The following is a 25330-nucleotide window of genomic DNA, read 5'->3' as shown; positions in this document are numbered from 1 at the left end:
CCACGCTGAAGGTGTCAGTCAGCGGGCGTAGCGCGTTATCTCACCTTAAGGAGCACGTTCGATGAGCACGATCAAGACGAAGGACGGCACGGAAATTTTCTACAAGGACTGGGGTACCGGCAAGACAGTGGTGTTCTCGCACGGATGGCCGCTCGATGCCGACGCGTGGGACGCTCAAATGTTGTTCATGGTCCAGAAGGGTTATCGGGTAATCGCGCATGATCGTCGGGGACATGGGCGTTCAGGCCAGCCGGGCCAGGGCAACGACATGGACACCTACGCCGACGACCTGGCCGCGGTGCTCGACGCGCTCGACGTGAAGGACGCCATGCTGGTGGGCCATTCCACGGGCGGTGGCGAGGTCGCGCGTTATATCGGGCGGCATGGGACCGGGCGGGTATCGAAGGCTGTATTGATTGGGGCCGTGCCGCCGATCATGCTGAAGACGGAAGCCAACCCGGGCGGCTTGCCGAGAGACGTATTCGATGGAATCCGCGCAGGCGTGGCCGCCGACCGGTCGCAGTTCTACAAGGATCTGGCGCTGCCGTTCTTCGGCTACAACCGCGATAACGCCAAGAAATCGCAAGGCGTGATCGACAACTTCTGGGCGCAGGGAATGTTGGGCGGGATCCTCGGGCACTACCTGTGTATCAAGGAATTCTCGGAAGTCGACTACACGGAAGACTTGAAGAAATTCGATGTCCCGACGCTGATCCTGCACGGCGACGACGACCAGATCGTACCTATCGACGCCGCCGGAAAACTGTCGGCGAAGATCGTCAAGAATGCGACGCTCAAGGTGTATCCGGGCGGCGCGCACGGCATGTGCGTGGTCGAGGCTGACAAGGTGAACGCAGACTTGCTCGCGTTTGCATCGAGCTAAAAAAGAGTCGCGCCGGTCAGGCACATCTGGCCGGCGCGGGAAGCGTTATTTCTTCACCGGATGAGCGCGCCGGAACACCATCCATCGTGGCGATTTGAACCGGACGATGCTGACGTACAGCCATACGTAGGTGAACGCAAACACCACGACAAAGCAGAACAGATGCAGCGTATGCCGCCAGAACAGCGTGGCGGGAATCACGGCAACCAGACACAGCAACCACAAATACGGCGACGTCAGCGAGTTGCGCCGCGTGATTTCGCGCGCGTTCTGCGCACCGACAGCCCAGCGCATCAAGCGCTTGTACACCAGCATATGCAGATGCACGCCATCGGGAATCCCGGGCGAGATCCCGCGAATAAACTTCTTCCGATAGATCGAGAAACATGTCTCGAAGATCGGGTACATGAACAGCAGCACCGGGAACCACGCTGAGACATCGCGATTGCGCATCACGAGCATGATGGACAATTCGGCGAGCATGAAGCCGATGAAATACGCGCCGCCATCGCCGAGAAAAATCAGGCCGGCGGGGAAGTTCCAGATGAAGAAGCCCATCACCGCGCCCATCATGATCAGCGAGGCGGACAAGACCACCGCGTCGTGAACCTGGAACGCCACGTACGCCAGCGACGCGAACATCATGAACGCGACCATGGACGCGAGTCCGTTGAAGCCGTCGATGATATTGATCGCGTTGGCCAACGCCGCCACCGCTATCACGGTCACGAGACACGAGATCACGCCGTAGGTCAGCAGGAAGTCGAGCGGCGGAACGCTGATACGCGTGACCGCAATTCCCAGCAGAAAGTACGCAAGCGCGGCCGCGGCCATCGTGCAAACGAGGCGCACGACCGGCGTGACGCGCTTGGTCAGGTCTTCGACGAGGCCGGAGAAGAAAGCCGGCATTCCGCACGCAACAACGGCGAGAATTCCGCTCGATACGACGGGATAAGTCCATCGAAGCTGCACTGCAGAGACGGCGAGCCCGACGAGGATTCCGACCCCGCCGATGCGAGGCACGGAGCGCGCGTGAAACTTCTGCACGCCGGCGAAATCGCTATCGCCGGAAAGCCCTTCGTGCAAATGGGCAAACCGCACGATCAACAGCGTGATGAATAGCGAAACGAGAAAACCGAGCGCAAAACTGAGCATGAAAAATGAGCCACTAAAAGAACGCTTCAGGCCGGGCCGCGTAGGCGCGGACTGAAGTTAAACCAGGCCGCGCCTGAACCAGAACGTCAGGCAAAACCCCGCGGGTTCTGCGACTGCCAGCGCCAATGATCGACGCACATCCGCTCGATGCCGTGTTCCGCTTGCCAGCCAAGCAGCTTCGCGGCAGCAGCCGGATCGGCGAAACATTCGGCGATGTCACCCGGACGCCGCGCGACGAGTTCATACGGCACGGGCTTGCCCGACGCCGCTTCGAACGCCTTCACCACGTCCAGCACGCTATAACCCTGACCGGTGCCCAGGTTCACGACAAAGCTGCTGTCGAGCGACTCCAGCGCGTCGAGCGCCTTGATGTGGCCACGCGCCAGATCGACCACGTGAATGTAGTCGCGCACGCCGGTGCCGTCGTGAGTCGCGTAATCACTGCCGAAAATTCGCAGGCGCTCCAGCTTGCCCACGGCCACTTGCGCGACATACGGCATCAGGTTGTTCGGTACGCCCGCTGGATCTTCACCGATCAAGCCGCTTTCATGCGCGCCGACCGGATTGAAGTAACGCAACGTAGCAATGCGCCACGCTGCATCGGAGATTTCCAAGTCGCGCAAGACCTGCTCGGCGATCAGCTTCGATTGCCCGTAGGGGTTCGTTGCCGACAGCGGGAAGTTTTCATCGATAGGCACGCTCTTCGGCACGCCATACACCGTCGCCGACGAGCTGAAGACGATCTTCTTCACGCCACGCGCGCGCATGGTGTCGAGCAGCACGAGCAGGCTATCCATGTTGTTGCGGTAATACTCGATCGGTTTCGCCACCGATTCGCCCACCGATTTCAACGCGGCGAAATGGATCGCGCCGGTGATCGCGTGTTCATCGAAAATGCGCGCGAGCGTGGTTTCATCGCGGACATCGGCTTCGTAGAATGCCAACGTCTTGCCGGTAATCTGCTCCACGCGTTTCAGCGATTCAGCGTTGCTGTTCACGAGGTTGTCGATCACGACAACGCCGTAACCCGCATTGAGCAATTCGACGCAAGTATGCGAGCCGATAAACCCGGCGCCGCCCGTCACGAGGATCGTGCCCTTCGCGCTTGTGTGACCAGTCATGAATAACGCTCCCGGAGGATGATTTAGAGTGAAACGCCGGTAATCGCGCGTATTGTGCCTTTATAACGCTCGATGACCGCGTTTTCGTCGAATTCGCGCGCCACCTTGGCACGGCCCGCCGCGCCCATTTCAGCGCGCGCCGCGTAGCTCGACAGCAGCAGGCGTTCGAGTTGCTGCGCGAGGCTGTCGGCGCTTTTTACATCGCAGAGCAGGCCCGTCACGCCGTTTTCGACGACTTCGCGGCAGCCGGGGACATCGGTGGCGACAATCGGGCGGCCCATTGCCGACGCCTCCATCAAGGTCCGCGGGATGCCTTCGCGATACGACGGCAGCACCACGCAATCCGCATTGCCAATAAACGCACGGACGTCCTCCGCCTCGCCGAGATAGTCGATGACCCCTTCGCGTTGCCAGGCCTGCACTTCGTCGAGCGTGATGGCGCTGGGGTTGTCGACGCCCACGGGCCCGAGCAACTGGAACCGCGCGTACGGATATTTTTCGCGCAGCCGGCGGGCTGCATCGACGTATTCCGCGACGCCTTTATCCCACAGCAGACGGCCAATTAAAACGAAAAAAAAGCCTTCCGTCTGCGGGTTGGAGCGCGGTAGCGGCTGAAAAGCGTAGTCGCCGAGATCGACGCCTTCCCCGTGCAGCAGACGCGCACGCTCTGGATGCACCAGCAGTTCCTGGTCGATGAACGCCTGCCGGTCGTCCTGATTCAGGAACCACACTTCGCGCGGAAACCGGAACGCAAACCGGTAAAGCCGCTTCGCCACACTCGCCGTCCGGCTCTTCTGGATGAATACGTAGCCGAGGCCCGTGGTGACGGCAATGGACGGAACGCCCGCGAGTTTTGCGGCGATCGAACCGTAGATGTTCGGTTTGATCGTGTAGTGAAACACCATGTGCGGCCGGGTTGCCCGGTACTCCCGATACAGCGCGGCGAGCGTCTTCAGGTCATCGCGGGGATTGGTGCTTTTCGACGATACCGGCAGCTCCACGCATCGGCAGCCCATTTCTTCGAGCGGCGCGAAGGTCCGGTCGCGCGGCGCGATCACCGAGACCTCCGCGCCGCGTTCGATCAGCATCCGCAGCAAGCCGCGCCGGTAGGTGTAGATCGCCCACGCGGTGTTGCAGACGAGGGCAATGCGAAGGCGGGATTTCTCAGCGTTCATTCGATAAGTTTCAGATACGGTATGTCAGGCGCTGGATGAAAGATCGAAGGCAAAAGTACGGCGTTACGCGTTAAACAAGCGTGTTTTCAAAGCGCGCAACGCGCCGTAAGGCAGCATCAAATGCGCAAGATTCTTCGCCACGCCGAGCCAGTCCGGCAGGTTCGTCAAACGCATGTATTTCAGTTGCAGCCGCAGCGTGGACAGCGTTTGGGTACGCCGTTTCGTCGCGCTGATGCCTTGCTCGTTCAGTTCGTAATACACGCCAAACTCGGGCAGATTCGCGCAATCGTGGTCTTGCATCAGGCGCAGGAGCAGGTCGAGATCCTCGGCCGCGCGATACGCCGCGCGATAGTTGCCGGCGTTCATCACGTCGGTGACGCGCAGCATGATCGTGGGATGGGAGAAGCAGGATCGCAGCAGTACGACGCGGCGAATTGCGGCCGGTTCGGCAGGCGGACGAAGGTCGAACAGCGGCGCGCCCTCCGTGTTCACCACGTGCGTCCACATGCCGAGGGCCGCCGTGTCTGGATGCGCTTCCATATAAGCGCGCTGTTTTTCGAGCCGATACGGCGTTGCCAGATCGCCGGCATCAATGCGCGCCGCGTACTTGACCCCGCGTTCCGCCAGCGCGGCGACGCCCGTCTGCAGCGCCAGCTCGATACCGCCGTTGCGCGGCATGCGCAGCACATCGATTACGAGGTTCGCCACCGGCGGCGCGACGATGGGCGGCAGGCTGCCGTCATCGACGATCAGCACGCGCACCGGCGCCCGCTCCCGGAGCGACGCCAGCGTGCGCTCCAGGTCGTGCTGCGCGTTGAACACCGGGATCAGCACGGTGACGTCGTCGAGCGTCGGAGAAGGTGAGTAGGTGCTCATACCCGCAGCCTGAAGCGGATGTAATAGAAATTGACCGATGCCGCCGCGAGATATCCCGCTGCCAGCCCGATCAGCGCGCCGTAGCTGCCCATGCGCGGTATCGCGATCAGGTTCACGGCAAAAGCCACCGTCAGCGCCAGCAGCCACTTCGCAAGCAACACGAATTTCGCCTGGTATTTAAGCACGACGAGGTTCCCGATCGCTTCAATACCGGCCGGCACCGAGAGCCACACCGCCCAGCGGAAAATGCTGATCGATTCGGTGTAAGCCGGCCCGAACACGCGCGAGATGATGAAACCCGCGAGCAGGTCGAGCACGATTGCGCCGCCGATCATGAGCGCCGCCGTCATCGCAATCAGGCGGCCGACGTTGCGTTTCAGTTGAGCCGCATCGTGCACGCGATACACGAACGCCGGCGCAATCGTCTGCGCGAGCATCAGCGCGAGCGTGATCCAGTTTTCGTTGAGTTGCTGCGCGGCGGAATACCGGCCGAGATCGGCGAACGAAATATGGCGTTCGAGCATGAGCCGGTCGAGCTTCAGGAATAGATACATACAAATGAGGCCGAGCCAGAACACCGTGCCGGCGCTCGCGAAATGGCGGAACAGCGAGCGGTCGATGTGCCAGCCGAGCTTGCCGCCGTGTCGATGCATGTAATACAGCATCAACACTCCGCCGATGACCGCCGCTTCCAGCGCCCACAACCAGCCAAAGCTCGCCGGGCTTGCCGCTGCGCGCACGAGCACGTAGACCAGCGCGGCTTTGGCGAGCGCCGTAAGCATGCTGCTCAGCAATTGCGGTTTGCTGAACGTCATGCTTTGCAGCCACGCGTTGATCACGCCGACGAACGGTTCACGGAACAGCATGGTCACGGCAAGGCCGGCGAGCATCGTGCCGACGAGGGGATCGGTGAAACCTGCGGCAATGCCGATCCACGTCAGGATGAGGGCCGCCGCGGATACGCCCATGCGCAGCACAAATGCACTGCCGAGAACCGTGCCGAGCTGGCCTGGCGGGCGATTAACGATGGTCGGCACGAGGATTTCCGCGCCGCAGACCCAGGTGATGGGCGACAGGACGAGCAACAGCGTGTTCGCGTATTGCCATTTGCCGAAGACATCGGGGCCGAAGTAGCGGGCGAGCAGTCCGCTGATGGCGATGGCGACCGCGATCTGCGTCAGCCGTTCGAGACCCAGCCAGACGATATTCGCCAGCGCCTTGGTGACATCGGGGTTCTTGATCCGGCTCAGCATCCGCGGACGGCGCCTGACGTTTTAATAGCCATAGGCATGGCGCTTGCGGTAAAACAGGCGCCCGGGCTGGCGGCAATCCTTACCTTGGCGTCGTGGCAGACCCTGTCGAGACCCGTCAACCCACGCGCGGTTTTCCGCCATTCGGTGCGACGTTTGTACTTTGCGGTGAAAAAGCGTCCGGGCATTGGATTAGAATATTTGCGCAGGTCCGCGCGGAAAGACTGCGATTATAGGTGCGAACAGTGCGCGCAACTGCGTGGTTGATGCTTGATCTACGCGTGGACGAAGCTTGCCGAGGGGGCGCTAAGGAGTCTTCGAAGCGGGCGTGACGAGTATTGGGACCGTGCGCGACGAATTTCTTTCGTTATTTTTCGCGTGTTGGTCCGGTATCGTTTCTGGCCGCTCGTGCGTTAGGCGAGTTCCGCTCGTGCGTTAGGCGAGTTCGTTGGGCGAGGTGGTCGGGCGAGTTAGGCGGCGAGCTCACCGAGTTGTGGGGTCAGTCAATTCGCGAATTATTTCCGCACCGAGGCCGGGAGAGTCGAATCAGGTTTTATTGTTGGGCGCAGGTCTGTATCAAGGGGTCTCCGTGACCCGGGACGCTTCGGGATGCCCCGGAACCATTTAAATTATTAGTCAGGTAGCCATTCCATGAGCCAGTCACCGCAAGTACCAGTTACTCAGTCCATTTTCAAGGCTTACGACATTCGCGGGATCGTGGGCAAAACCGTCGATGCCGGCGTCGCGCGCAAGATCGGCCGCGCATTTGGCAGCGAGATCAGGAAGCAAGGCGGCGACTCGGTCGTCGTGGCCCGTGATGGCCGTCTGTCAGGTCCGGAGTTGGTTGGCGCGCTTGCAGACGGGCTGCGTGAAGCCGGCGTGGACGTAGTCGACTTGGGCATGGTGCCTACGCCCGTGGGTTATTTCGGCGCCAGCGTGCCGCTCGCGTTGCCTTCAGGCGAGCGCAGCGTGGATTCGTGCATCGTGGTGACGGGAAGTCACAATCCGCCCGACTACAACGGTTTCAAGATGGTCCTGCGCGGCGCCGCGATCTATGGCGACCAGATCCAGGCGTTGTATCAGCGCATTGTGAATGACGACTTCACGAGCGGCGAGGGCACATACACCGAATACGATATCCAGCAGGTCTACCTTGACCGGATCGTCAGCGACATCAAGCCTGTGCGTCCGATGAAGATCGTGCTCGATGCCGGTAACGGTGTTGCCGGCGAACTGGCGCCGCGTTTGTTCAAGGCGTTGGGATGCGAGATTGTCGAGTTGTTCACGGACATCGATGGGACGTTCCCGAATCACCATCCGGATCCGGCGCATGCGGAGAATCTGCAGGATGTGATCAAGGCGTTGAAGGAAACGGATGCGGAGATTGGTTTTGCCTTCGATGGCGACGGTGACCGTCTGGGTGTGGTGACGAAGGATGGGCAGATTATTTATCCGGATCGCCAGTTGATGTTGTTTGCGCAGGAAGTGTTGTCGCGCAACAAGGGTGGGCAGATCATTTATGACGTCAAGTGCACGCGGAATCTGGCTAAGTGGGTTCGTGACCAGGGCGGCGAGCCGGTGATGTGGAAGACGGGGCATTCGTTGGTCAAGGCGAAGCTGCGGGAAACGGGTGCGCCGTTGGCGGGTGAGATGAGCGGTCACGTGTTTTTCAAGGATCGCTGGTATGGCTTTGATGACGGCCTGTATACCGGGGCGCGGTTGCTTGAAATCCTGTCGCGGGTGGCTGATCCGAGCAAGTTGCTCAATGATTTGCCGAATTCGTTGTCGACGCCGGAGTTGCAGCTGAAGCTGAATGAGGGTGAGAATTTTGAACTGATCGCGAAGATGCAGAAGAATGCGAAGTTCACGGGTGCGGACGATGTGCTGACTATCGATGGGTTGCGGGTGGAGTATCCGGATGGTTTCGGGCTCGCGCGGTCTTCGAATACCACGCCGGTGGTGGTGATGCGGTTTGAAGCCGATAGCGAGGATGCGCTCAAGCGGATTCAGGAAGATTTTCGCCGGGTGATTTTGGCGGAGAAGGCTGACGCCAATCTGCCATTCTGAGGGTGTCCTGACTTGGGGTGGGCCGGGGTGATAGGGTTCCGTAGGTGGTGGTGGGGTTGATGCGGAGTTGCTAGGTTCTGGAATTAGCGCTCTGCTGAGTTGGCGACGAATTGGCTAATTTCTTTATCATTGTTAGCCACAGTGCGTGGCGGACACGTCGTTTCCTTATCTAAAGCGACAAAGAAACGAAGCAAAGAAAACGCTTTCGCCGCTCTACCCTAAGTGCCCACGGAGTGCAGTTTTCATTCATAGATGCCCCAAAAGCACGGTGCTCGCCAGAGCCACGGCTGTGTGAACCCCTCCTCGCGGGAATACTGACACGACCATGCTTCGCGCCGTACGCTCTCGGGCAAGCACTATTGGCCCGGCAACCCGCGCAGCCTCACACTGAGCGCCAGCGTAAAAACCACCCCATTCCCAAGCGCCAGCGGTAAACTCCGCCCCATCTCAAAATTGTCCACGCGCCGTCCAATCCGACGGCGCCCACCGTGTCCAGCGTGCAAAAGATCTTGATTGTCCGGGTGTCGTCCCTAGGCGACGTCGTCCATAACATGCCGGCTATCGCCGATATCCGTCGCCTGCATCCCGATGCCCAGATCGACTGGCTAGTCGAAGAGAGCTTCGCGGATCTCGTCGAACTCGTCGACGGCGTTCGCCGCGCCATCCCGTTCTCCCTGCGGCGCTGGCGCAAACGCCTCCTTTCGCTCGATAACTGGCGCGAAATCCAACGCTTTCGCCGCGCCCTGGCCGCCGAAAAATACGACCTCGTCATCGACTGCCAAGGACTCATCAAAACCGCATGGGTCGCAAGCTGGGCCCGCGGCAAGCTGGTCGGGCTAGGCAACCGCACCGACGGCGCCGGCTACGAATGGCCTGTCCGCTTCTTCTACGACAAACGCGTCCCCATCGAACCACGCACGCATGTAGTCGAGCGCACCCGGCAACTGGTCGCCGCCGCGCTGAGCGATCCGCGCCCGCAACCGTCCGATGCGATCGAATTCGGCATCGATACCCGCCGCGCCGCGCTGGCGTTATCGGAGGCAGGGCTGAACCTGCCCGTGCCGTACGTGGTTTTCGTCCACGCCACATCCCGCGCCGATAAACAATGGCCCGACACCGCATGGATCGAACTCGGCCAGTCGCTGATCCGGCGCGGGGTATCGATCGTGCTTCCATGGGGCAGCGAGACCGAACGCCAAACGAGCGACAAACTGGCGAAAGAATTTGGAGCCGCCGCCGTCGTGCTGCCCAAACTCTCGCTGCCGGCAGTGGTCGGCCTGATCGACGGCGCGGCAGCAACGGTCGGCGTGGACACGGGGCTCGTGCACATCGCGGCGGCGCTGAAGCGACCGACCATCGAGTTGTACAATTTCTCGACCGCCTGGCGCACCGGCGGTTACTGGTCGCCGCGCGTGGTGAATCTGGGTAGCGCAAACCAGCACCCGACGTTGCAGCAAGTCAAAGCGGTCCTCGCAAGCTTCGGCCTGCTTTGATGCGTGGACGCAGTAGCGGTATCGGCAGCGGTAGTGGATAGAGTGAGGAAGCGGCTTCCGTGCGAAGGATGGGCTTCAATCGCCGGCGTGTTCGACGAAGTGCAAGCCGAAACCCGCGGTTGAGGTCCAGTTTGAGGTTCATCAACGGCCAGCCTTTCACGCGGCGTGTTTTTCAGGCGGTTGAGCGAAAATGCAACGCGCTCGCCGGGCGCGACGTTTCCTCGATACGCCAATCGAAGCCAATCGAGGTTGATTGCAGCCGAAAAATGCAGCCGATCGACGATAAATCGAGCCCGTTCACTCGCTCATCCAAACAAATCGAAGGCACATGACTGAATCTCAAATTATTGAAGTTGCCTCCGCCGACTGGCAGGGCCAACAGCTTTCCGTGCCGCGCGAGGCGTTGCTGGCCGGCGTCGAGCGCGGCAAGGTCCTGTATTTCCCGCGTTTGGCATTCGCCATCGAAGGTGGCGAACGGGCGCTTCTGGACCCGAAAGTGGCTGACCCCGAGCGCAAGAACATCAGCCTCGCGCCCAACGGCGGCCCGCTCGTGGGCGTACTCGGCGACGCCGTCACGCAATCCGCCGTCCGGGCGTTGATCGCGCGATATCAGGCGAACGCTCGATCGCTGATCGACGGCCTCTTTCCCGAATATCGCGGCAAGTTGAGGGTCGCGCCGACCAGCCTGCGGCTGCATCGCGTGGAAACGCGCGAGACGTCGTGGCGCAAGGACGACAGCCGCCTTCACGTCGATGCCTTCCCGTCGCGGCCGAATTATGGCGAGCGCATCCTGCGCGTGTTCACCAACGTCAACCCGGATGGCGCGCCGCGCGTGTGGCGCGTCGGCGAGCCGTTCGAGGACATGGCAAAACGCTTCCTGCCCGCTATCAAGGCCCCGGTTCCCGGCGCGGCGTGGCTCATGAATCTCCTGCATATCACCAAGACGCCGCGCAGCGAATACGACCACCTGATGCTCAATTTGCACGATGCAATGAAGGCCGATCTCGACTATCAAGCGAAATCGCCGCAGCAGGAGATGCCGTTTCCGCCCGGTTGCGTGTGGGTGTGTTTCTCCGATCAGACCTCACACGCGGTCATGTCCGGCCAGTACATGCTCGAGCAAACCTTCTTCCTCCCCGTCAGTGCCATGGCCCAGCCCGACTGCGCGCCGCTCGGCATCCTGCAACGCCTGAAAGGCAGGGCGCTGGTTTGAGCGCCGCGGGCGGTTGGAAGAAGGCGCCAGGCTCAGGGTTGCACGTGCATGTGCACGATGAGCAATCGTCGCCGGCTTGCCGCGAGGGCGGCCAATGCTGAGGCTCGTGTATCGCGCGTTATGGTGGCTCGTCGCGCCGCTCGCCGTGCTGCGTCTCTTGATCCGCTCGCGGCGGGAGCGTGGGTATCGCGAACATATCGGCGAACGGTTTGGATTTGGTCCTGCTCGCCGGGCCGATGACCTCGCACCGTTGATCTGGGTGCATGCGGTGTCCGTTGGCGAGACGCGGGCGGCTCAGCCGCTGATCGAAGCGCTGCAGCAAGCCCACCCTGATGCCCGCATCCTGCTGACGCACATGACGCCAAGCGGCCGCGCGACCGGCGTGGAGCTTTACGGCGACCGTATTTCGCGCAGCTATCTTCCCTACGATTCACCGTCGCTCGTGCGGCGGTTCCTGCGTGCATGGCGGCCGTCGCTGGGCATCGTGATGGAAACGGAAGTGTGGCCAACGCTCATCGATGAATGCAAACGCGCCGATATCCCGCTGGTGCTGACCAATGCTCGGATGTCGGCGCGCTCGTTCAAGCGCGCGGCGAAATTCGGCAATGCAACGCGCGAAGTGTTCGGCGGTTTTACGCGCGTACTGGCGCAAACGCAGTCCGATGCGGATCGCCTGAGCGCGCTGGGCGCACGCAATGTCGCGGTGCTCGGCAACCTGAAGTTCGATATGGCCGCGCCGCCCGAACTCTACGCGCGCGGCCACGCATGGCGCGCAGCAATTGGGGATCGCCCGGTTTGGGTCGCGGCGAGCACGCGCGAGGGCGAGGAAGCGCTGGTGTTGCAGGCGTTCACCACGTTGCGGACCCGCGTGCCCGATGCGTTGCTGATCCTGGTGCCACGCCATCCGCAGCGATTCGATGAAGTGGCCGTGTTGATCGATGCCGCCGCGCAGTCCTACGTCCGGCGCTCCGCGTGGGCGGGAAAGGCGGCGGCAGCGGGTTCAGGCGTCGATGCCGCGCCGGTTTTGCCTGCGGACGTCAACGTGCTGCTCGGCGATTCGATGGGCGAGCTGAGCGCGTATTACGCCGCATCGGACCTGGCGTTTATCGGGGGGAGCTTGTTGCCGCTGGGCGGGCAGAATTTGATCGAGGCGTGTGCGGCGGGCGTTCCGGTGCTGATTGGTCCGCACACCTTCAACTTCACGCAAGCGACCAACGATGCAATCACCGAAGGCGCGGCATTGCGCGTGAGCGATCCGGCGGCATTGGCGCGCGGCCTGCAAGAACTTCTCTCCGATAAACCCCGCCGGCTCGCCATGAGCGCAGCGGCGTCGGCATTCGCGGCGAAGCATCGCGGGGCGACGCAGAGGACGGTGGCGGTGCTGGGGGCTTTGTTGCGAACGCAGGCCGAGGAGCAGTGATCCGGGCGGTGCGTGCCTAACCGCGCTCTTCCAGAATCCGCGTCACGCACGCCACAAACCGTTCATTGCTCGCCTCCACGCCATACGCCCGCGCCCGTTCCAGCGCTTCACGCGTAAAACCATCGCGCAGGGCATGGTCCGATAACAACCGCGACAGCGCCCCGGCCATGGCGTCTACATCGCCGATAGGAACCAGCAACCCGAACCGGCCATCGTCCAGAATCTCGCGCGGCCCCGTCGGACAATCGGTTGAAATCACCGGCTTGCCAAGCGCGAGCGCCTCGAGCAGCACCATCGGCATGCCTTCATAGCGCGAGCTCAGTACCAGCGCGCTTGCGTGCGCCACGACCGCATGCGGATTGTTCCGATACCCCGTGAAATGCACGCGCTTGCCCACGCCCAGTTCCACGGCCAGCGCTTCCAGCTCGCCGCGAAATCCACCGTCCCCGACAATCACCAGGTCTTCCGGCAACTCACCGTCACCTTGCGTGCTGAGAAGCTGTGCGTAAGCGCGCAGCAAGGTCCTGTGATCCTTCTGGATCTCGTCGAGCCGCGCGACCGAAACGATGTACGGCCCCGGACACGGCGGCGGTTCCACATACGCGCCGTTCTCGCGAATCCGGTCGATATCGATCGCATTCGGCAGCACAAACACATTGCGCAGATGGCCGTCGAACAACTCGCGCGCTTCATCGGCCATTTGGTGGTTCAGCGCGGCAATGCCGTCATATCGGCCGTATTGCGCAAGCAGGCGTTTCATTTTCCGGCGCCGGCCGCCCAAACGTGCATCGAAGCTGAAATGGTTCACGCCGAGCCACGCCACGCCGAAGCGGCCGGCCAGACGACGCAGCGACATGTCGAAGTCGATGATAATGTCGTGACGCAACGCCAGCGCAGCCACACGCGCTTTCACGTAGGGGCGCACGGCGAGCGTGTTGAACACATCGCGCCCGACGCGGCCGAGCTTGCTCAGCCGATGCTCGTAGCGACGCGCCTGGAACAGGTTGAGCCAGGGTTTATCGGTGAGAATCTCGACGCTGACATCCGCGGGAACCAGCGCGCGAAAGCGCTGTTCGAACGCGGGGGACGAAAACATCACGGACAGCGTCACCGTGAAGCGCGCGCGGTCATAGATCTGCAGCCACTGGATCAACGACGATTCGATGCCGCCGTCGTTGAAATCCGCGATGTGAAACAGCACGGCAACGCGCTTGGAGGGTTGCGCCATGGGTGTCGAGGACGCTGCGGGCGACGGGTTGAGCCGCACGGCGGTGTCGCGAATGAGGAGCGTGTTGGGGCTGTCGATCAGAGGTCTCCGAAAAGCGGGCCTATGGCCGTAAAAAAGGGCAAGGCGACATGCTAACGCACTCGATCGGCCGGGAACAGTTTCTCCCCCACGCCGAAACCTGCCCTCAGACCGCCAGCAGCCCTTTCTTTTCGATAAAACGAACCACCACGTCGAGGCCTTCCAGCGCCTTCAGGTTACACATGACAAATGGCCGTTCTCCGCGCATCTTCCGGGCATCGGAGGCCATGATGTCGAGATTTGCCCCTACATACGGTGCAAGATCGATCTTGTTGATCACCAGCAGGTCGGACTTCGTGATGCCCGGGCCGCCCTTGCGCGGGATTTTTTCGCCGCCGGCGACATCGATCACATAAATAGTCAGATCCGATAATTCCGGGCTGAAGGTGGCCGCCAGATTATCCCCACCCGATTCGATGAACACGATATCCGCGTCCGGGAAACGCTCGATCATCTGGTCGACGGCTTCCAGGTTGATGGATGCGTCTTCGCGGATCGCCGTGTGCGGGCAGCCGCCCGTTTCCACGCCCATGATGCGTTCGGCCGGCAACGCGCCCGCGACCGTGAGCAGGCGTTGATCTTCTTTAGTGTAGATGTCGTTGGTGATCGCGACGAGGTCGTATTTGTCGCGCATCGCCTTGCAGAGCATTTCGAGCAAGGTGGTCTTGCCTGAACCGACCGGACCTCCCACGCCCACGCGCAAGGGCGGCAGTTTCTTGGAGCGGCGGGCAGCGGCGGAATAGACAGGTGCGTTCATGGTTTTAAGAGCGGAACAAGCGTGAATATTGTGATTCGTGGCGCGCCGACAGAATGCCGAGTTGCGGCGCGAAGGTGTTGATTTCATCCGGCGACGTATCGAGCGCTTTTTCCACAGCGGTATCGATGGCAACGCGCAACGCAACGATGATCCGCTGCCCCGCGATCTGGCCCAGTGGCACCGCTTTTAGCGCGGCGGCGGCCTGGTTTTCGACCCAGGAGAATGCGTAGGCGGCGAGGGCGGCGTCAGTGGCGGCATCGTGAGCGTAAGCGGCGTACGCGAATGCGGTGGGCTGCGATATCGGCTTGATGGCGTTTAACGTGGCTAAACGCGCGGCATCGCCCCATTCAAGTTGCGTGCACAACTGGGCAAGCGACCAGCCCATTTGCTGCGTCTCGCGACGTAGTTCGGCGGACTCGCGGCTGGCGAGGAATTCTTCATCGGCAGTGGCGAGGCCCGCTGCATCGTGATCGCGCCAGCGAGTCATCTGGTGCGCGAGAAAGGGCAGCTCGCCGCGGGCGAGGACGTTGGTCAGCCCGCTTGCGATCCATTCGCGAGCGCTGTCGCCATCGTGGATCAAGCCGTGTTCTATCGCCGACTCAAGACCCTGCGAGTAACTGAACGCCCCGATAGGCAGTGCCGGCGACGCAAGATGCAGCAGCGCAGTAAGCTCAGCGATGCGCATGACCGTGGTTGTGGTTGTGGCCTTCGTGGCTGCACTGTGAGTGATCGCCGTGGTCGTGCGCGTGATCATGAGCGCCATGGTCCGCATGCCCATGCGAGCACTGCGAATGGTCGCCATGATCGTGGCCTGCGCCATGTGCATGACCATGATCGTGTCCATGATGTTCATCGAAGACTTTTTGCGCGAGCGCGTAGTCCTCTACAAACGTCTCGTCATGCCCGTGCTTGTGACCGCCGCCATACGCGCCCGTCTCCGGTTGGAACGGCGCCATCGCGTGATCCACGTGTGCGCCCAGGCGCTTGAGCATGTCTTCGAGCACGGGATCAGCTTCCAGTTTCAACTGTCCCGCGGTCACTTCAACCGGCGTGTGGCGATTGCCCAAGTGATAGGCGGCACGCGTCAGCGTAATGGGATCGTGAGCGTGTACAACCAGCACATCCTGCGGCGCGGCAATCACGCGCACCAGGCCGCCGTCGTCGGCGACCAGCATGTCGCCATCGCGCAGCACCGTGCCGCGCGGCAGCACCAGCGCAATTTCCTCACCGTTATCCAGTGTCGCGGCCAACCGGCTCTTGCAGCGCTCATCGAAGACAAGGGTCAAGCTCGGCGCGCGTTTGATCAGCGGTGCGGCAAGTTTCGCTTCGATACGTTTATCGATCGTGCGCATAGAGTCTCGGCAATCAGAAAAGGAAGTAGCGCTGCGCCATGGGCAAGACGGTTGCCGGCTCGCAGGTGAGCAACTGGCCGTCGGCTACCACCTGATACGTTTCCGGATCGACGGTAATGAACGGCCTGTACGCATTGTGAACCATGTCGGCCTTCGAGATATTCCGGCAGTTCTTCACCGCGACCACTTGCTTCTTCAATCCGTACCGTTCGCCGATGCCGTCATCCAGCGCCATCTGCGATACAAACGTCAGCGAGGTCTTGCCCAACGCACCGCCGCGTGTCGCGAACATCTCGCGATAATGCACCGGCTGCGGCGTGGGAATCGATGCGTTCGGGTCGCCCATCTGCGCGACCGCGATCATGCCGCCCTTCAGGATCATGGCGGGTTTCACGCCAAAGAACGCGGGTTCCCAGAACACCAGATCGGCCCATTTGCCCGGTTCGACAGAACCCACTTCATGCGCGATGCCATGCGTGATGGCCGGGTTGATCGTGTACTTGGCGACGTAGCGTTTCGCGCGGAAATTGTCGTTACGCGATGAGTCTTCGGGCAACGCGCCGCGCTGCGTTTTCATCTTGTGCGCGGTCTGCCACGTGCGCATGACGACTTCGCCAACACGCCCCATCGCCTGCGAATCCGATGACAACATGGACAACGCGCCCAGGTCATGAAGAATGTCTTCGGCGGCAATGGTTTCGCGTCGAATCCGCGATTCGGCGAACGCGATATCTTCAGCAATCGATGGATCCAGGTGATGGCAGACCATCAGCATGTCGAGGTGTTCATCGAGCGTGTTGATGGTGTACGGCCGCGTAGGATTCGTCGAAGAAGGCAGCACGTTCGACTCGCCGCAGACCTTGATGATGTCCGGCGCATGGCCGCCGCCCGCGCCTTCGGTGTGATACGTGTGGATCGTGCGGCCCTTGAACGCGGCCACGGTCGTCTCCACAAAACCCGCTTCGTTCAGCGTGTCCGTGTGAATGGCGACTTGCGTGTCGGTATCGTCGGCAACGGATAAACAGTTGTCGATAGCAGCCGGCGTCGTGCCCCAGTCTTCATGCAGCTTGAGCCCGATCGCGCCGGCCTTGATCTGTTCGATCGCGGGGGCAGGCAGGCTCACATTGCCCTTGCCGAGAAAGCCGAGGTTCACTGGCCAGCCATCGGCGGCTTGAAGCATGCGTTCAAGATGCCACGGTCCCGGCGTGCAGGTCGTGGCGTTCGTGCCCGTTGCGGGACCGGTGCCGCCGCCGAGCATTGTCGTGATGCCGGACGCCAATGCTTCATCAATTTGCTGCGGGCTGATGAAGTGAATATGCGAGTCGATACCCCCCGCCGTCACGATCATCCCTTCACCGGCAATCACCTCGGTCGCCGCGCCAATTGCTATGGTCACGCCCGGCTGGATATCCGGATTGCCCGCCTTGCCGATCGCAAACACCCGCCCGTTCTTGATGCCGATATCCGCCTTCACGATGCCCCAGTGATCGAGGATCAGCGCGTTCGTCACGACCGTATCCACCACGTCGGCGTGCACGCGTTGCGACTGGCCCATGCCGTCGCGGATCACCTTGCCGCCGCCGAACTTGACCTCCTCGCCGTAGGTCGTGAAGTCGCGTTCGACTTCGATCAGCAGGTCGGTATCGGCGAGACGCACGCGGTCGCCGGTGGTCGGGCCGAACATCTCCGCGTAAGCGCGGCGTCCGATGCGTAGCGTCATTTTTGTAATCCTGAAGGTGAAATCAAAGCGGACCCATCACGAGGCCGTTGAATCCGAAGACCTTGCGATCGCCTGAAAGCGCCACGAGTTCAACCGTGCGTTCCTGGCCGGGTTCGAAGCGCACGGCCGTGCCTGACGCAATGTTCAGCCGGAAGCCTCGGGCGTTGTCGCGATCGAAGGTGAGCGCCGTGTTGACTTCGAAGAAATGAAAATGCGAGCCGACCTGCACGGGCCGGTCACCCGTATTCGATACCGTCACGGACACCGTCTCGCGGCCCGTGTTGAGTTCGTGTTCACCATCGTCGATCAGATATTCGCCAGGGATCACGGGCGGCTCCTTCAGGGAATCGGATGATGGACGGTCACGAGCTTGGTGCCGTCGGGGAAGGTCGCTTCTATCTGGATGTCCGGGATCATTTCCGGCACGCCGTCCATCACGTCGTCGCGGGTGAGCAGCGTGGTGCCGTAGTGCATCACGTCGGCGACGGTGCGGCCGTCGCGCGCCGCTTCCATCAGCGCTGCCGAAATGAACGCGATGGCCTCCGGATAGTTCAGCTTCAGCCCGCGTGCGCGACGCCGTTCGGCGAGCAGCGCGGCGGTGAAGATCAGCAGCTTGTCTTTTTCGCGGTGAGTGAGCTTCATGGGTTCGGAGCGTGTCTTGTTTGAAGTGCTGAAGTTATATGAAATCCTAGCATTGCTATCCTACGATTTCATTGGATGAACTTCTGTAACTCGACGGTCGTCGGCCGCTCGAAGATCTCTTCCGGGGTGCCGCTTTCCCACACGCGCCCCTGATGCATGAAGACGACCTTGTTCGACACGCGGCGCGCAAAGCGCATCTCGTGCGTGACCATGATGAGCGTCATGCCGTCGGCGGCGAGGCTTTCCACAACAGCCAATACTTCACCCACGAGTTCGGGGTCGAGCGCGGAGGTGATTTCATCGCAGAGCAGGACCGAGGGCTTCATGGCAAGCGCCCGTGCAATCGCCACGCGCTGCTGCTGTCCACCTGAAAGTTGTTCGGGATAGGCGTTGAATTTATCGCCGAGGCCCACGCGTTCAAGCACTTGCTCAGCGGTCGCGCGCGCCTTCGCCTTGTGAACCTTCTTCACCACCGTCTGCGCGAGCATCACGTTCTGTCCTGCGGTCAGATGCGGAAACAGGTTGTACTGCTGGAACACCATGCCCACCTTGAGGCGCAATGCACGCAGATCCGCATGACGTGCGTCCATGTGCTCGCCGTCGATTTCGATCGACCCTTCGTCGATACTTTCCAGTCCGTTCAAGGTCCGCAGCAGCGTGCTTTTACCTGAGCCGCTGCGTCCGATGATTGCCACCACCTGTCCCGACTCCACCGAAAAATCGATGCCCTTCAGGACCTGGTTTGCGCCGAACTGCTTCTTGAGGTTTTGCGTTTCAACGAGCGGCATTCCATTTCCTTTCGAGCGTGCGCGCGGTGCGGGTAAGCGGATAACAAATCACGAAATAGATCACGGCGACGAGCCCGTAGACCACGAAGGGCCTGAACGTCGCGTTCGAAATCATCGTGCCGGCTTTCGTGAGTTCGGTGAAGCCGATGATCGACACCAGCGCCGTGTCCTTCACGGCTTGCACGCCGAAGCCGACCGTCGGGCCGATAGCGATGCGCGTGGCTTGCGGAAGAATCACATGACGCAGTTGCTCGAAATAATTCATCGCGAGACTGGACGATGCTTCCCATTGACCCTTGGGAATAGCCTCGACGCAGCCGCGCCAGATCTCGGCGAGATAGGCGCTGGTGAACAACGTAAGTCCAACCGTTGCAGCAATCCACGGCTGAACTTCAATGCCGAGCAGCGGCAAACCGAAGAACACGAGAAACAGCTGCATCAGCAGCGGCGTGCCCTGGAATATCTCGATGTAAACCTTCACGATGGTCCGCAAAACCCGTGAACTCGACACGCGCATCACGAGCAGCACGAAGCCCACGATCCCGCCGGCCACGAAGGAAACAATCGACAGCACGATGGTCCAGCGCGCCGCGAGCAGCAGGTTCGTAAGGATCTGTTCAAACGTAAATTCGATCATCGGGCGCCTCGCAGGTTGCGGGCGAACAGTCGTTTGCCTGCTTCGTTGAGAACGAAGCGCAAGAGGATCGCCATCACGAGATAGGCGGCCGTGATCAGGAAATACGTTTCGAACGCGCGAAAATTGCGCGACTGAATGTAGCTTGCGGCATAGGTGAGATCGGAGACGGATATCTGCGATACAACCGCCGAGCCAAGCATCGTGATCACGATCTGGCTTGTCAGCGCCGGGAACACCTTGGCGATGGCTTGCGGCAAGACCACATGCCTGAACGTCTCGCCGCGAGTCATGGCAAGCGACGCCGCCGCTTCAAGATGCCCCTTCGGCACAGCCGCGATACCCGAGCGGATGATCTCCACCGAATACGCGCCGAGATTGAGCGTCATCGCGAGGACGGCGGCTACGTATTCATCGATGCGAATACCCAGCGCCGGCAGCCCGAAAAACACGAAGAACAATTGCACGATGAAAGGCGTATTGCGGATCGCTTCCACGTAACCGCCAACGAACGAACGCACCGCCCGATACTTGCTGCCTTTGCCCGCTGCACCGAGTATGCCGACCGCGAGGCCGAGCACCGTCGACACGGCGGTCAGCCCAAGCGTGACTGCCGCGCCGCTCGCGAACATGCCGGCGTACTGCCCGAGATCGCCGAACTGGAGTTGATAAGCCATTGAATCGGCGCCTTGTTATTTGAGCTTTGTTTTTAAGCTTGATGTTGAGTGACGCGCGAGATTACAGGCCGGCCGGCAACGGCGCCTTGAACCATTTCTCCGACATCGCTTCGAGCGAGCCGTCCTTTTTCGACTGGGCGATAGCTGCATCGACCTTAGCGAGCAAGCGCGGTTCGTTCTTGTTCATGCCGACGAAGCACGGCGAGTTCTTGATGATGAATTTCGGTTCCGGACGGCGCGGCGGATTCTTCGAAAGGATGGCTGCGGCCACGATATTGCCCGCCGCGATCAGGTCAACCTGGCCGGAAAGGAATGCCTGGATGGTCGCGTTGTTGTCCTCGAAACGCTTGATGGTCGCGTTCGGCGCCATTTGCGTCAGCGCGATTTCTTCGAGCGCGCCGCGGGTTGCGCCGACCGTCTTGCCGGTGAGATCGGCGGGGCCGGTGACCTTGACATTGGCGGGCCCGAACACGCCCTGGAAGTACGGCGCGTAGGGCGCTGAGAAGTCCATGACCTTCTCGCGATCCGGCGTCTTGCCCAGCGACGAAATCACGAGATCCACTTTGTTTGTCGTCAGATACGGCACGCGATTCGCGCTGTTGACCGGTACGAGTTCCAGCTTCACGCCGAGCGACTTGGCGAGCAGCGCGGCCATGTCGATGTCATAACCTTGCGGCTGCATGTCTGCGCCGACGGCGCCGAACGGCGGGTAATCCTCCGGCACGGCCACTTTCAGGACGCCGGCTTTCGTGACGTTATCGAGCGCATCGGCTTGGGCGGTCAGCGGGATTAGAGCAAACGCCGGGAGGGCGATGAGAGCGGCAACTGCAGAGCGAAGCGCGTGGCGGCGAAGCGTGTTGGTCATTTGATTCTCTTTCCTTGGATCGCGGTGTGGCGCGGTGCGTCTCGTTGATGGTCACTGATGGACGCACTCGTCGGAAAGGGATTTAAGCGAGAGTCGTGCCATTGCTTTTGCGCCTTGCTGGACGGGCTTGAGCGGGATACATGCCGTTGCGATGCACAAAACGCGGGCTTAATTGTGCGCCTTTGTGGTGCGCATTTTATGAGGAATAACCCGGCTACGTTGTCCAAAGCCGCAACGGCCTGGCATCGACGCGATGAATCAGCGGGCGCAACGTGGTCCAGCATTCGGTCATCAACTGTTGGAGCGGTTCCATCGAGTGGCTGGCGGCACGGATGATCAGTACACCCGGCGCGACGCAGGAAGCGGCGGCGCGCAGCGTGTCATTAAACGGAAGTCGCGATGTCAGGGACTCCGCCAGCGCGTCGTCGCACCCCGCACCGAGCGCCCACAGCGTGCCGTAGGCGGGGAAGCCTGCAAGGCCTTGTGGCGCGATCCGCAGAGGGTCATGGGCGCTGAGCAGCGCGCGTTCTAACCAGCGCAACCGGCCCTTGCTGTCCTTGATCCGCGCGGTGGAAACCAGGCGGCCGTCCGACCATCGTTCGCCCGCTGCTTGCCGGCCCAACTGCATTGCGTCCCAGCCGATAGCCGTTGCCGATTCATCCATTGTCAGCGTGAAATCCAGCGCCACATTTGATGACTCGAACACGATGTTGTTCTGCGGCAGCCAGTCGAGCTTTGCGTTCGCGTCGACGCGGATATGAATGCGCTGCGTGGCAAGTTTGCCGTTCGCCTTGTACCACTTGGTCGCGCCGGGCGTCGTGATGACCGCGTGCGTTTGCTCGCCCAAGTTGATATTGATTGCCAGCCGGTCGCCGCCCGCCACGCCGCCTGGCGGATGCACGATGACCGCGTGGCAGATGGCATCGCCTTCGGGGTACAAGGGCCGTTGCATGCGCAGCGGGCCCATATGCTTGCGATGCGTGAGCGCGGTGCGTTCGGGAGGCTGATGTGTAAAGCCGAGTTCGAGCTTGCCGTGCCACTCGCCGGAATCAGAGTCAGGGTCCGGGACAGTCGAGGGCAACAGCGCAGCGATAGGTTCGTGATGCATGGGGCTTTCTGGAGTAGAGCGAGTCGCCAATAGTACGGCGAGCGTCAGACTGCGATCAACTCCCGCACGCCTTCTGCTTCCATGTCCGTGCCCGCGCCGCCGGCTACGATTTCGCCGCGGCTCATGACCCAATATCTGTCCGCCAGTTCCCGGGCGAAGTCGTAGTACTGTTCGACGAGCAATACCGTCATGCCCATTTCATCGACGAGTTGACGCAACGTGCGCCCGATATCCTGGATGATGGACGGCTGGATGCCCTCGGTGGGTTCATCGAGAATGAGCAGTTGCGGTTCGCTCATCAGCGCGCGGCCGATTGCAAGTTGCTGTTGCTGACCGCCCGATAGATCGCCGCCGCGGCGGCTTTTCATGTCTTTGAGCACGGGGAAGAGTTCGTAGATCCGGTCCGGTACCTTCGATGGCGTTTTGCGGCTTGCCGCGCCGACGAGCAGGTTTTCTTCAACGGTCAGGCGGCCGAAGATGTCGCGGCCTTGGGGTACGTAGGCGAGGCCGCTTGCGACGCGCTTGTAAGTCGGCATGGAGGAGATTTTTGCTCCGCGCCAGGAGATCGTGCCGCTTTTGGTCGGCACTACGCCCATCAGGCAACGCAGCAGGGTGGTCTTGCCTACGCCGTTGCGGCCGAGTAGAACGGTCAGCTTTCCATCGGGAACGGTCATCTTCACATCGCGCAGGATGTGGCTGCCGCCGTAGAACTGGTTAAGTGAATCGACTTCGAGCATTTTTATAATCCCGGGGTGGCCAGATCAACGACCAAGATACGACTCGATCACTTTCTCGTTGCGCTTCACTTCGTCAAGCGTGCCGTGCGCGAGTTCGCTGCCTTCGGCCATCACCGTCACGCGTCCGGTATCGCCTGAGAGCGCAGCGACAAATTCCATATCATGCTCGACAACCATCATCGAACACGTACCGCGCAGCTTATTGAGCAATTCCGCAAGCTGCATCGTCTCGTGGTCCGTCATACCGGCGGCCGGCTCATCAAGGAGAAGCAATGCCGGCTGCTGCATCAGCAACATGCCAATCTCCAGCCGCTGCTTCTGACCGTGCGACAACTCGCCTGCATAACGCGTGGCATCGGCTTCGAGATGGATCAGCTCCAGCGTTTCTTCAATGCGCGCTTGCGCTTGCCGATCCAGCTTCGACCTGAGCGATGCAAGCCACCCTTTGTCGGTTTTCATCGCGAGCTCGAGGTTCTCCCACACCGGATGATTCTCGAACACAGTCGGCTTCTGGAACTTGCGCCCGATTCCCGTACGCGCAATGACCGGCTCCGACATGCGCGCGAGATCGAACGTCTGCCCAAGAAAAACCTTGCCGGAATCCGGCCGCGTCTTACCCGTAATGACGTCCATCATCGTGGTCTTGCCAGCGCCATTGGGCCCGATCACGCAACGCAGTTCGCCTACATCAATAGACAGCGTCAGCTTGTTCAGCGCGCGAAAACCATCGAAGCTCACGGTCACATCTTCAAGGTACAGAATCGTGCCGTGCGAGACATCGATCTCACCCGGTTCCAGCACGTGACCCAGACCCGTGATGCCGTTCTGGTTACGCTCGTTGATCTCCGGCAGCGGTGGCAGATCGACGATCAAGGCGTTGTACGCATTCGCTAATGTGTTCAATGGGGATGTCCTCCGGCTTTCTTCTTGCGCAGCGCGATATCGATAAGACCCATGATGCCGTTTGGCAAAAGCAAGGGCACGAGCGTGAAGATCAAGCCCAGGAAGAACAGCCAGTATTCAGGGAAATTCGCCGTAAAAAAGCTCTTCGCGCCGTTCACCGCGAACGCACCGATAATCGGCCCAATCAAGGTTCCACGCCCACCCACGGCGACCCAGATCGCCATTTCGATAGAGTTACCCGGCGACATCTCGTTCGGGTTGATGATGCCGACTTGCGGCACGTACAACGCTCCCGCAATGCCGCACAGAATTGCTGATACGGTCCAGATAAAAAGCTTGTACGACAGCGGGCTATAGCCAAGAAACATCAGCCGCGCTTCGCCATCGCGAACACCCGTAACCACACGCCCAAGCTTCGACGTCACAATCGCCCGTGCCGCGATAAACGCAAGAATCAGCACGCCCAGCGTCATCATGAACAGCACCGTGCGCGTACTCGCCGACGTGATCGGAAAGCCCGCGATACGCTTGAAATCGGTGAAACCGTTGTTGCCGCCGAAGCCGGTTTCGTTGCGATAGAACAGCAGCATCGCAGCGAAGGTCATGGCTTGCGTGATGATCGACAAATACACGCCTTTAACGCGCGAGCGGAACGTGAAGAAGCCAAAGATCCATGCAAGCACACCCGGCACCACGATCACTAGCAACAGCGCGTACCAGAGGTGCTCGGTGCCTTCCCAATACCAGGGCAGCTTGTGCCAGTCGAGGAACACCATGAAGTCCGGCAGATCGCTTTGATAGTTCCCTTCGCGGCCAATCGAGCGCATCAGATACATGCCCATCGCATAACCGCCGAGCGCGAAGAACAGCGCGTGCCCGAGACTTAGAATTCCACAATATCCCCAGACGAGATCAAGCGCCAATGCACCTATCGCGTAGCACATGAGCTTGCCGACAAGCGTCATCGAATAAGCACTTAAGTGGAACGTGCTCGACTCCGGCAGCACCAGCGCCGCGACCGGCACGTAGATACCCATCGCAATGATGAACGCGATCAGCGCAATCCAGCCGTTGCGAGGAAGGAGAGCTGCGCGCGGCGGCAGGCCCAACGCGAAACCTTCGCGCTTTGCCTGCTCGTCGGGCTGCGGCGCGACGTCGAGATTCGCGGAGACGTTGGGTGTATTCATC

Annotated in this window: 25 protein-coding genes; 5 read left to right on the top strand and 20 right to left on the bottom strand. The window is 61.0% G+C overall.

What is annotated here, in order from left to right:
* Window positions 1–61: 61 nt before the first annotated feature.
* A complete protein-coding gene (locus ACSQ83_RS23720; RefSeq protein ID WP_414948735.1) occupies window positions 62–883 on the top strand; it encodes an alpha/beta fold hydrolase in 822 nt (273 codons plus the stop codon).
* Between the two features lie 45 nt (window positions 884–928).
* Here the strand turns inward: ACSQ83_RS23720 and ACSQ83_RS23715 are convergent, their stop codons facing one another.
* The 5 genes from ACSQ83_RS23715 to ACSQ83_RS23695 all read right to left on the bottom strand — a co-directional run bounded on the left by ACSQ83_RS23715 (window position 929) and on the right by ACSQ83_RS23695 (window position 6463).
* On the bottom strand, window positions 929–2038 hold the full coding sequence (locus ACSQ83_RS23715; protein WP_436229810.1) for an MraY family glycosyltransferase: 1110 nt from the start codon (window positions 2036–2038) through the stop codon (window positions 929–931).
* Between the two features lie 86 nt (window positions 2039–2124).
* Window positions 2125–3159, bottom strand: coding sequence for a UDP-glucose 4-epimerase GalE (gene galE / locus ACSQ83_RS23710; RefSeq protein ID WP_414948737.1), 1035 nt, complete (start codon window positions 3157–3159; stop codon window positions 2125–2127).
* A gap of 23 nt (window positions 3160–3182) precedes the next feature.
* On the bottom strand, window positions 3183–4334 hold the full coding sequence (locus tag ACSQ83_RS23705) for a glycosyltransferase family 4 protein (RefSeq protein ID WP_436229809.1): 1152 nt from the start codon (window positions 4332–4334) through the stop codon (window positions 3183–3185).
* Window positions 4335–4397: 63 nt separating this feature from the next.
* On the bottom strand, window positions 4398–5210 hold the full coding sequence (locus tag ACSQ83_RS23700; RefSeq protein WP_436229808.1) for a glycosyltransferase: 813 nt from the start codon (window positions 5208–5210) through the stop codon (window positions 4398–4400).
* A complete protein-coding gene (locus ACSQ83_RS23695) occupies window positions 5207–6463 on the bottom strand; it encodes an oligosaccharide flippase family protein (protein WP_436229807.1) in 1257 nt (418 codons plus the stop codon). Before ACSQ83_RS23695 ends, ACSQ83_RS23700 begins: the two co-directional genes overlap by 4 nt.
* 648 nt (window positions 6464–7111) lie before the next feature.
* On the opposite strand from ACSQ83_RS23695, the gene ACSQ83_RS23690 reads away from it, so the two are divergent.
* The 4 genes from ACSQ83_RS23690 to waaA all read left to right on the top strand — a co-directional run bounded on the left by ACSQ83_RS23690 (window position 7112) and on the right by waaA (window position 12653).
* Window positions 7112–8527 carry a phosphomannomutase/phosphoglucomutase gene (locus ACSQ83_RS23690; RefSeq protein WP_414948743.1) on the top strand — a complete coding sequence of 472 codons (1416 nt, stop codon included), beginning with the start codon at window positions 7112–7114 and terminating at the stop codon, window positions 8525–8527.
* Window positions 8528–9015: 488 nt separating this feature from the next.
* Window positions 9016–10020, top strand: a complete 1005-nt coding sequence (gene waaC, locus ACSQ83_RS23685; protein WP_436229806.1) for a lipopolysaccharide heptosyltransferase I — start codon at window positions 9016–9018, stop codon at window positions 10018–10020.
* Between the two features lie 328 nt (window positions 10021–10348).
* The gene (locus ACSQ83_RS23680; RefSeq protein WP_436229805.1) at window positions 10349–11233 is read left to right on the top strand and encodes a Kdo hydroxylase family protein; all 885 of its coding nucleotides are present in this window, start codon (window positions 10349–10351) and stop codon (window positions 11231–11233) included.
* 94 nt (window positions 11234–11327) lie between these two features.
* Window positions 11328–12653, top strand: a complete 1326-nt coding sequence (waaA, locus tag ACSQ83_RS23675) for a lipid IV(A) 3-deoxy-D-manno-octulosonic acid transferase (RefSeq protein WP_436229804.1) — start codon at window positions 11328–11330, stop codon at window positions 12651–12653.
* Between the two features lie 16 nt (window positions 12654–12669).
* Here the strand turns inward: waaA and ACSQ83_RS23670 are convergent, their stop codons facing one another.
* From ACSQ83_RS23670 to urtC, 15 genes are all read right to left on the bottom strand, one after another.
* Window positions 12670–13881, bottom strand: a complete 1212-nt coding sequence (locus ACSQ83_RS23670; protein WP_436229803.1) for a glycosyltransferase — start codon at window positions 13879–13881, stop codon at window positions 12670–12672.
* Window positions 13882–14065: 184 nt separating this feature from the next.
* Window positions 14066–14716: an urease accessory protein UreG gene (gene ureG, locus ACSQ83_RS23665; protein ID WP_414948751.1), complete on the bottom strand. Its 651-nt coding sequence runs from the start codon at window positions 14714–14716 to the stop codon at window positions 14066–14068.
* Between the two features lie 4 nt (window positions 14717–14720).
* Entirely contained in the window at window positions 14721–15401 is a 681-nt protein-coding gene (locus tag ACSQ83_RS23660) for an urease accessory protein UreF (RefSeq protein WP_436229835.1), read from the bottom strand.
* On the bottom strand, window positions 15388–16068 hold the full coding sequence (ureE, locus tag ACSQ83_RS23655) for an urease accessory protein UreE (protein ID WP_436229802.1): 681 nt from the start codon (window positions 16066–16068) through the stop codon (window positions 15388–15390). Before ureE ends, ACSQ83_RS23660 begins: the two co-directional genes overlap by 14 nt.
* A gap of 13 nt (window positions 16069–16081) precedes the next feature.
* A complete protein-coding gene (ureC, locus tag ACSQ83_RS23650; RefSeq protein WP_436229801.1) occupies window positions 16082–17788 on the bottom strand; it encodes an urease subunit alpha in 1707 nt (568 codons plus the stop codon).
* Window positions 17789–17810: 22 nt separating this feature from the next.
* A complete protein-coding gene (locus ACSQ83_RS23645; RefSeq protein ID WP_436229800.1) occupies window positions 17811–18116 on the bottom strand; it encodes an urease subunit beta in 306 nt (101 codons plus the stop codon).
* A gap of 11 nt (window positions 18117–18127) precedes the next feature.
* Window positions 18128–18430, bottom strand: a complete 303-nt coding sequence (locus tag ACSQ83_RS23640; protein WP_031362362.1) for an urease subunit gamma — start codon at window positions 18428–18430, stop codon at window positions 18128–18130.
* A gap of 68 nt (window positions 18431–18498) precedes the next feature.
* The gene (locus ACSQ83_RS23635; protein ID WP_414948758.1) at window positions 18499–19218 is read right to left on the bottom strand and encodes an amino acid ABC transporter ATP-binding protein; all 720 of its coding nucleotides are present in this window, start codon (window positions 19216–19218) and stop codon (window positions 18499–18501) included.
* Window positions 19205–19855, bottom strand: a complete 651-nt coding sequence (locus ACSQ83_RS23630; protein WP_414948759.1) for an amino acid ABC transporter permease — start codon at window positions 19853–19855, stop codon at window positions 19205–19207. The genes ACSQ83_RS23635 and ACSQ83_RS23630 overlap by 14 nt, the downstream gene beginning before the upstream one ends.
* Window positions 19852–20529: an amino acid ABC transporter permease gene (locus ACSQ83_RS23625; protein ID WP_436229799.1), complete on the bottom strand. Its 678-nt coding sequence runs from the start codon at window positions 20527–20529 to the stop codon at window positions 19852–19854. Before ACSQ83_RS23625 ends, ACSQ83_RS23630 begins: the two co-directional genes overlap by 4 nt.
* A gap of 61 nt (window positions 20530–20590) precedes the next feature.
* Window positions 20591–21394: a transporter substrate-binding domain-containing protein gene (locus tag ACSQ83_RS23620; protein ID WP_414948761.1), complete on the bottom strand. Its 804-nt coding sequence runs from the start codon at window positions 21392–21394 to the stop codon at window positions 20591–20593.
* 214 nt (window positions 21395–21608) lie between these two features.
* Window positions 21609–22502 (bottom strand): urease accessory protein UreD, encoded by an 894-nt coding sequence (locus ACSQ83_RS23615; RefSeq protein WP_436229798.1) that lies wholly within the window; start codon window positions 22500–22502, stop codon window positions 21609–21611.
* A 44-nt stretch (window positions 22503–22546) separates the two neighbouring features.
* Window positions 22547–23239 carry an urea ABC transporter ATP-binding subunit UrtE gene (gene urtE, locus ACSQ83_RS23610; protein ID WP_414948764.1) on the bottom strand — a complete coding sequence of 231 codons (693 nt, stop codon included), beginning with the start codon at window positions 23237–23239 and terminating at the stop codon, window positions 22547–22549.
* A gap of 24 nt (window positions 23240–23263) precedes the next feature.
* Window positions 23264–24091 carry an urea ABC transporter ATP-binding protein UrtD gene (urtD, locus tag ACSQ83_RS23605; RefSeq protein WP_436229834.1) on the bottom strand — a complete coding sequence of 276 codons (828 nt, stop codon included), beginning with the start codon at window positions 24089–24091 and terminating at the stop codon, window positions 23264–23266.
* Window positions 24092–24138: 47 nt separating this feature from the next.
* A complete protein-coding gene (urtC, locus tag ACSQ83_RS23600; protein ID WP_436229797.1) occupies window positions 24139–25329 on the bottom strand; it encodes an urea ABC transporter permease subunit UrtC in 1191 nt (396 codons plus the stop codon).
* Window position 25330 lies beyond the last annotated feature (1 nt).

The sequence above is a fragment of the Caballeronia sp. LjRoot29 genome (assembly GCF_964252755.1).
GTDB lineage: Bacteria > Pseudomonadota > Gammaproteobacteria > Burkholderiales > Burkholderiaceae > Caballeronia.
This window is presented reverse-complemented; position numbering and strand designations above follow the sequence as displayed.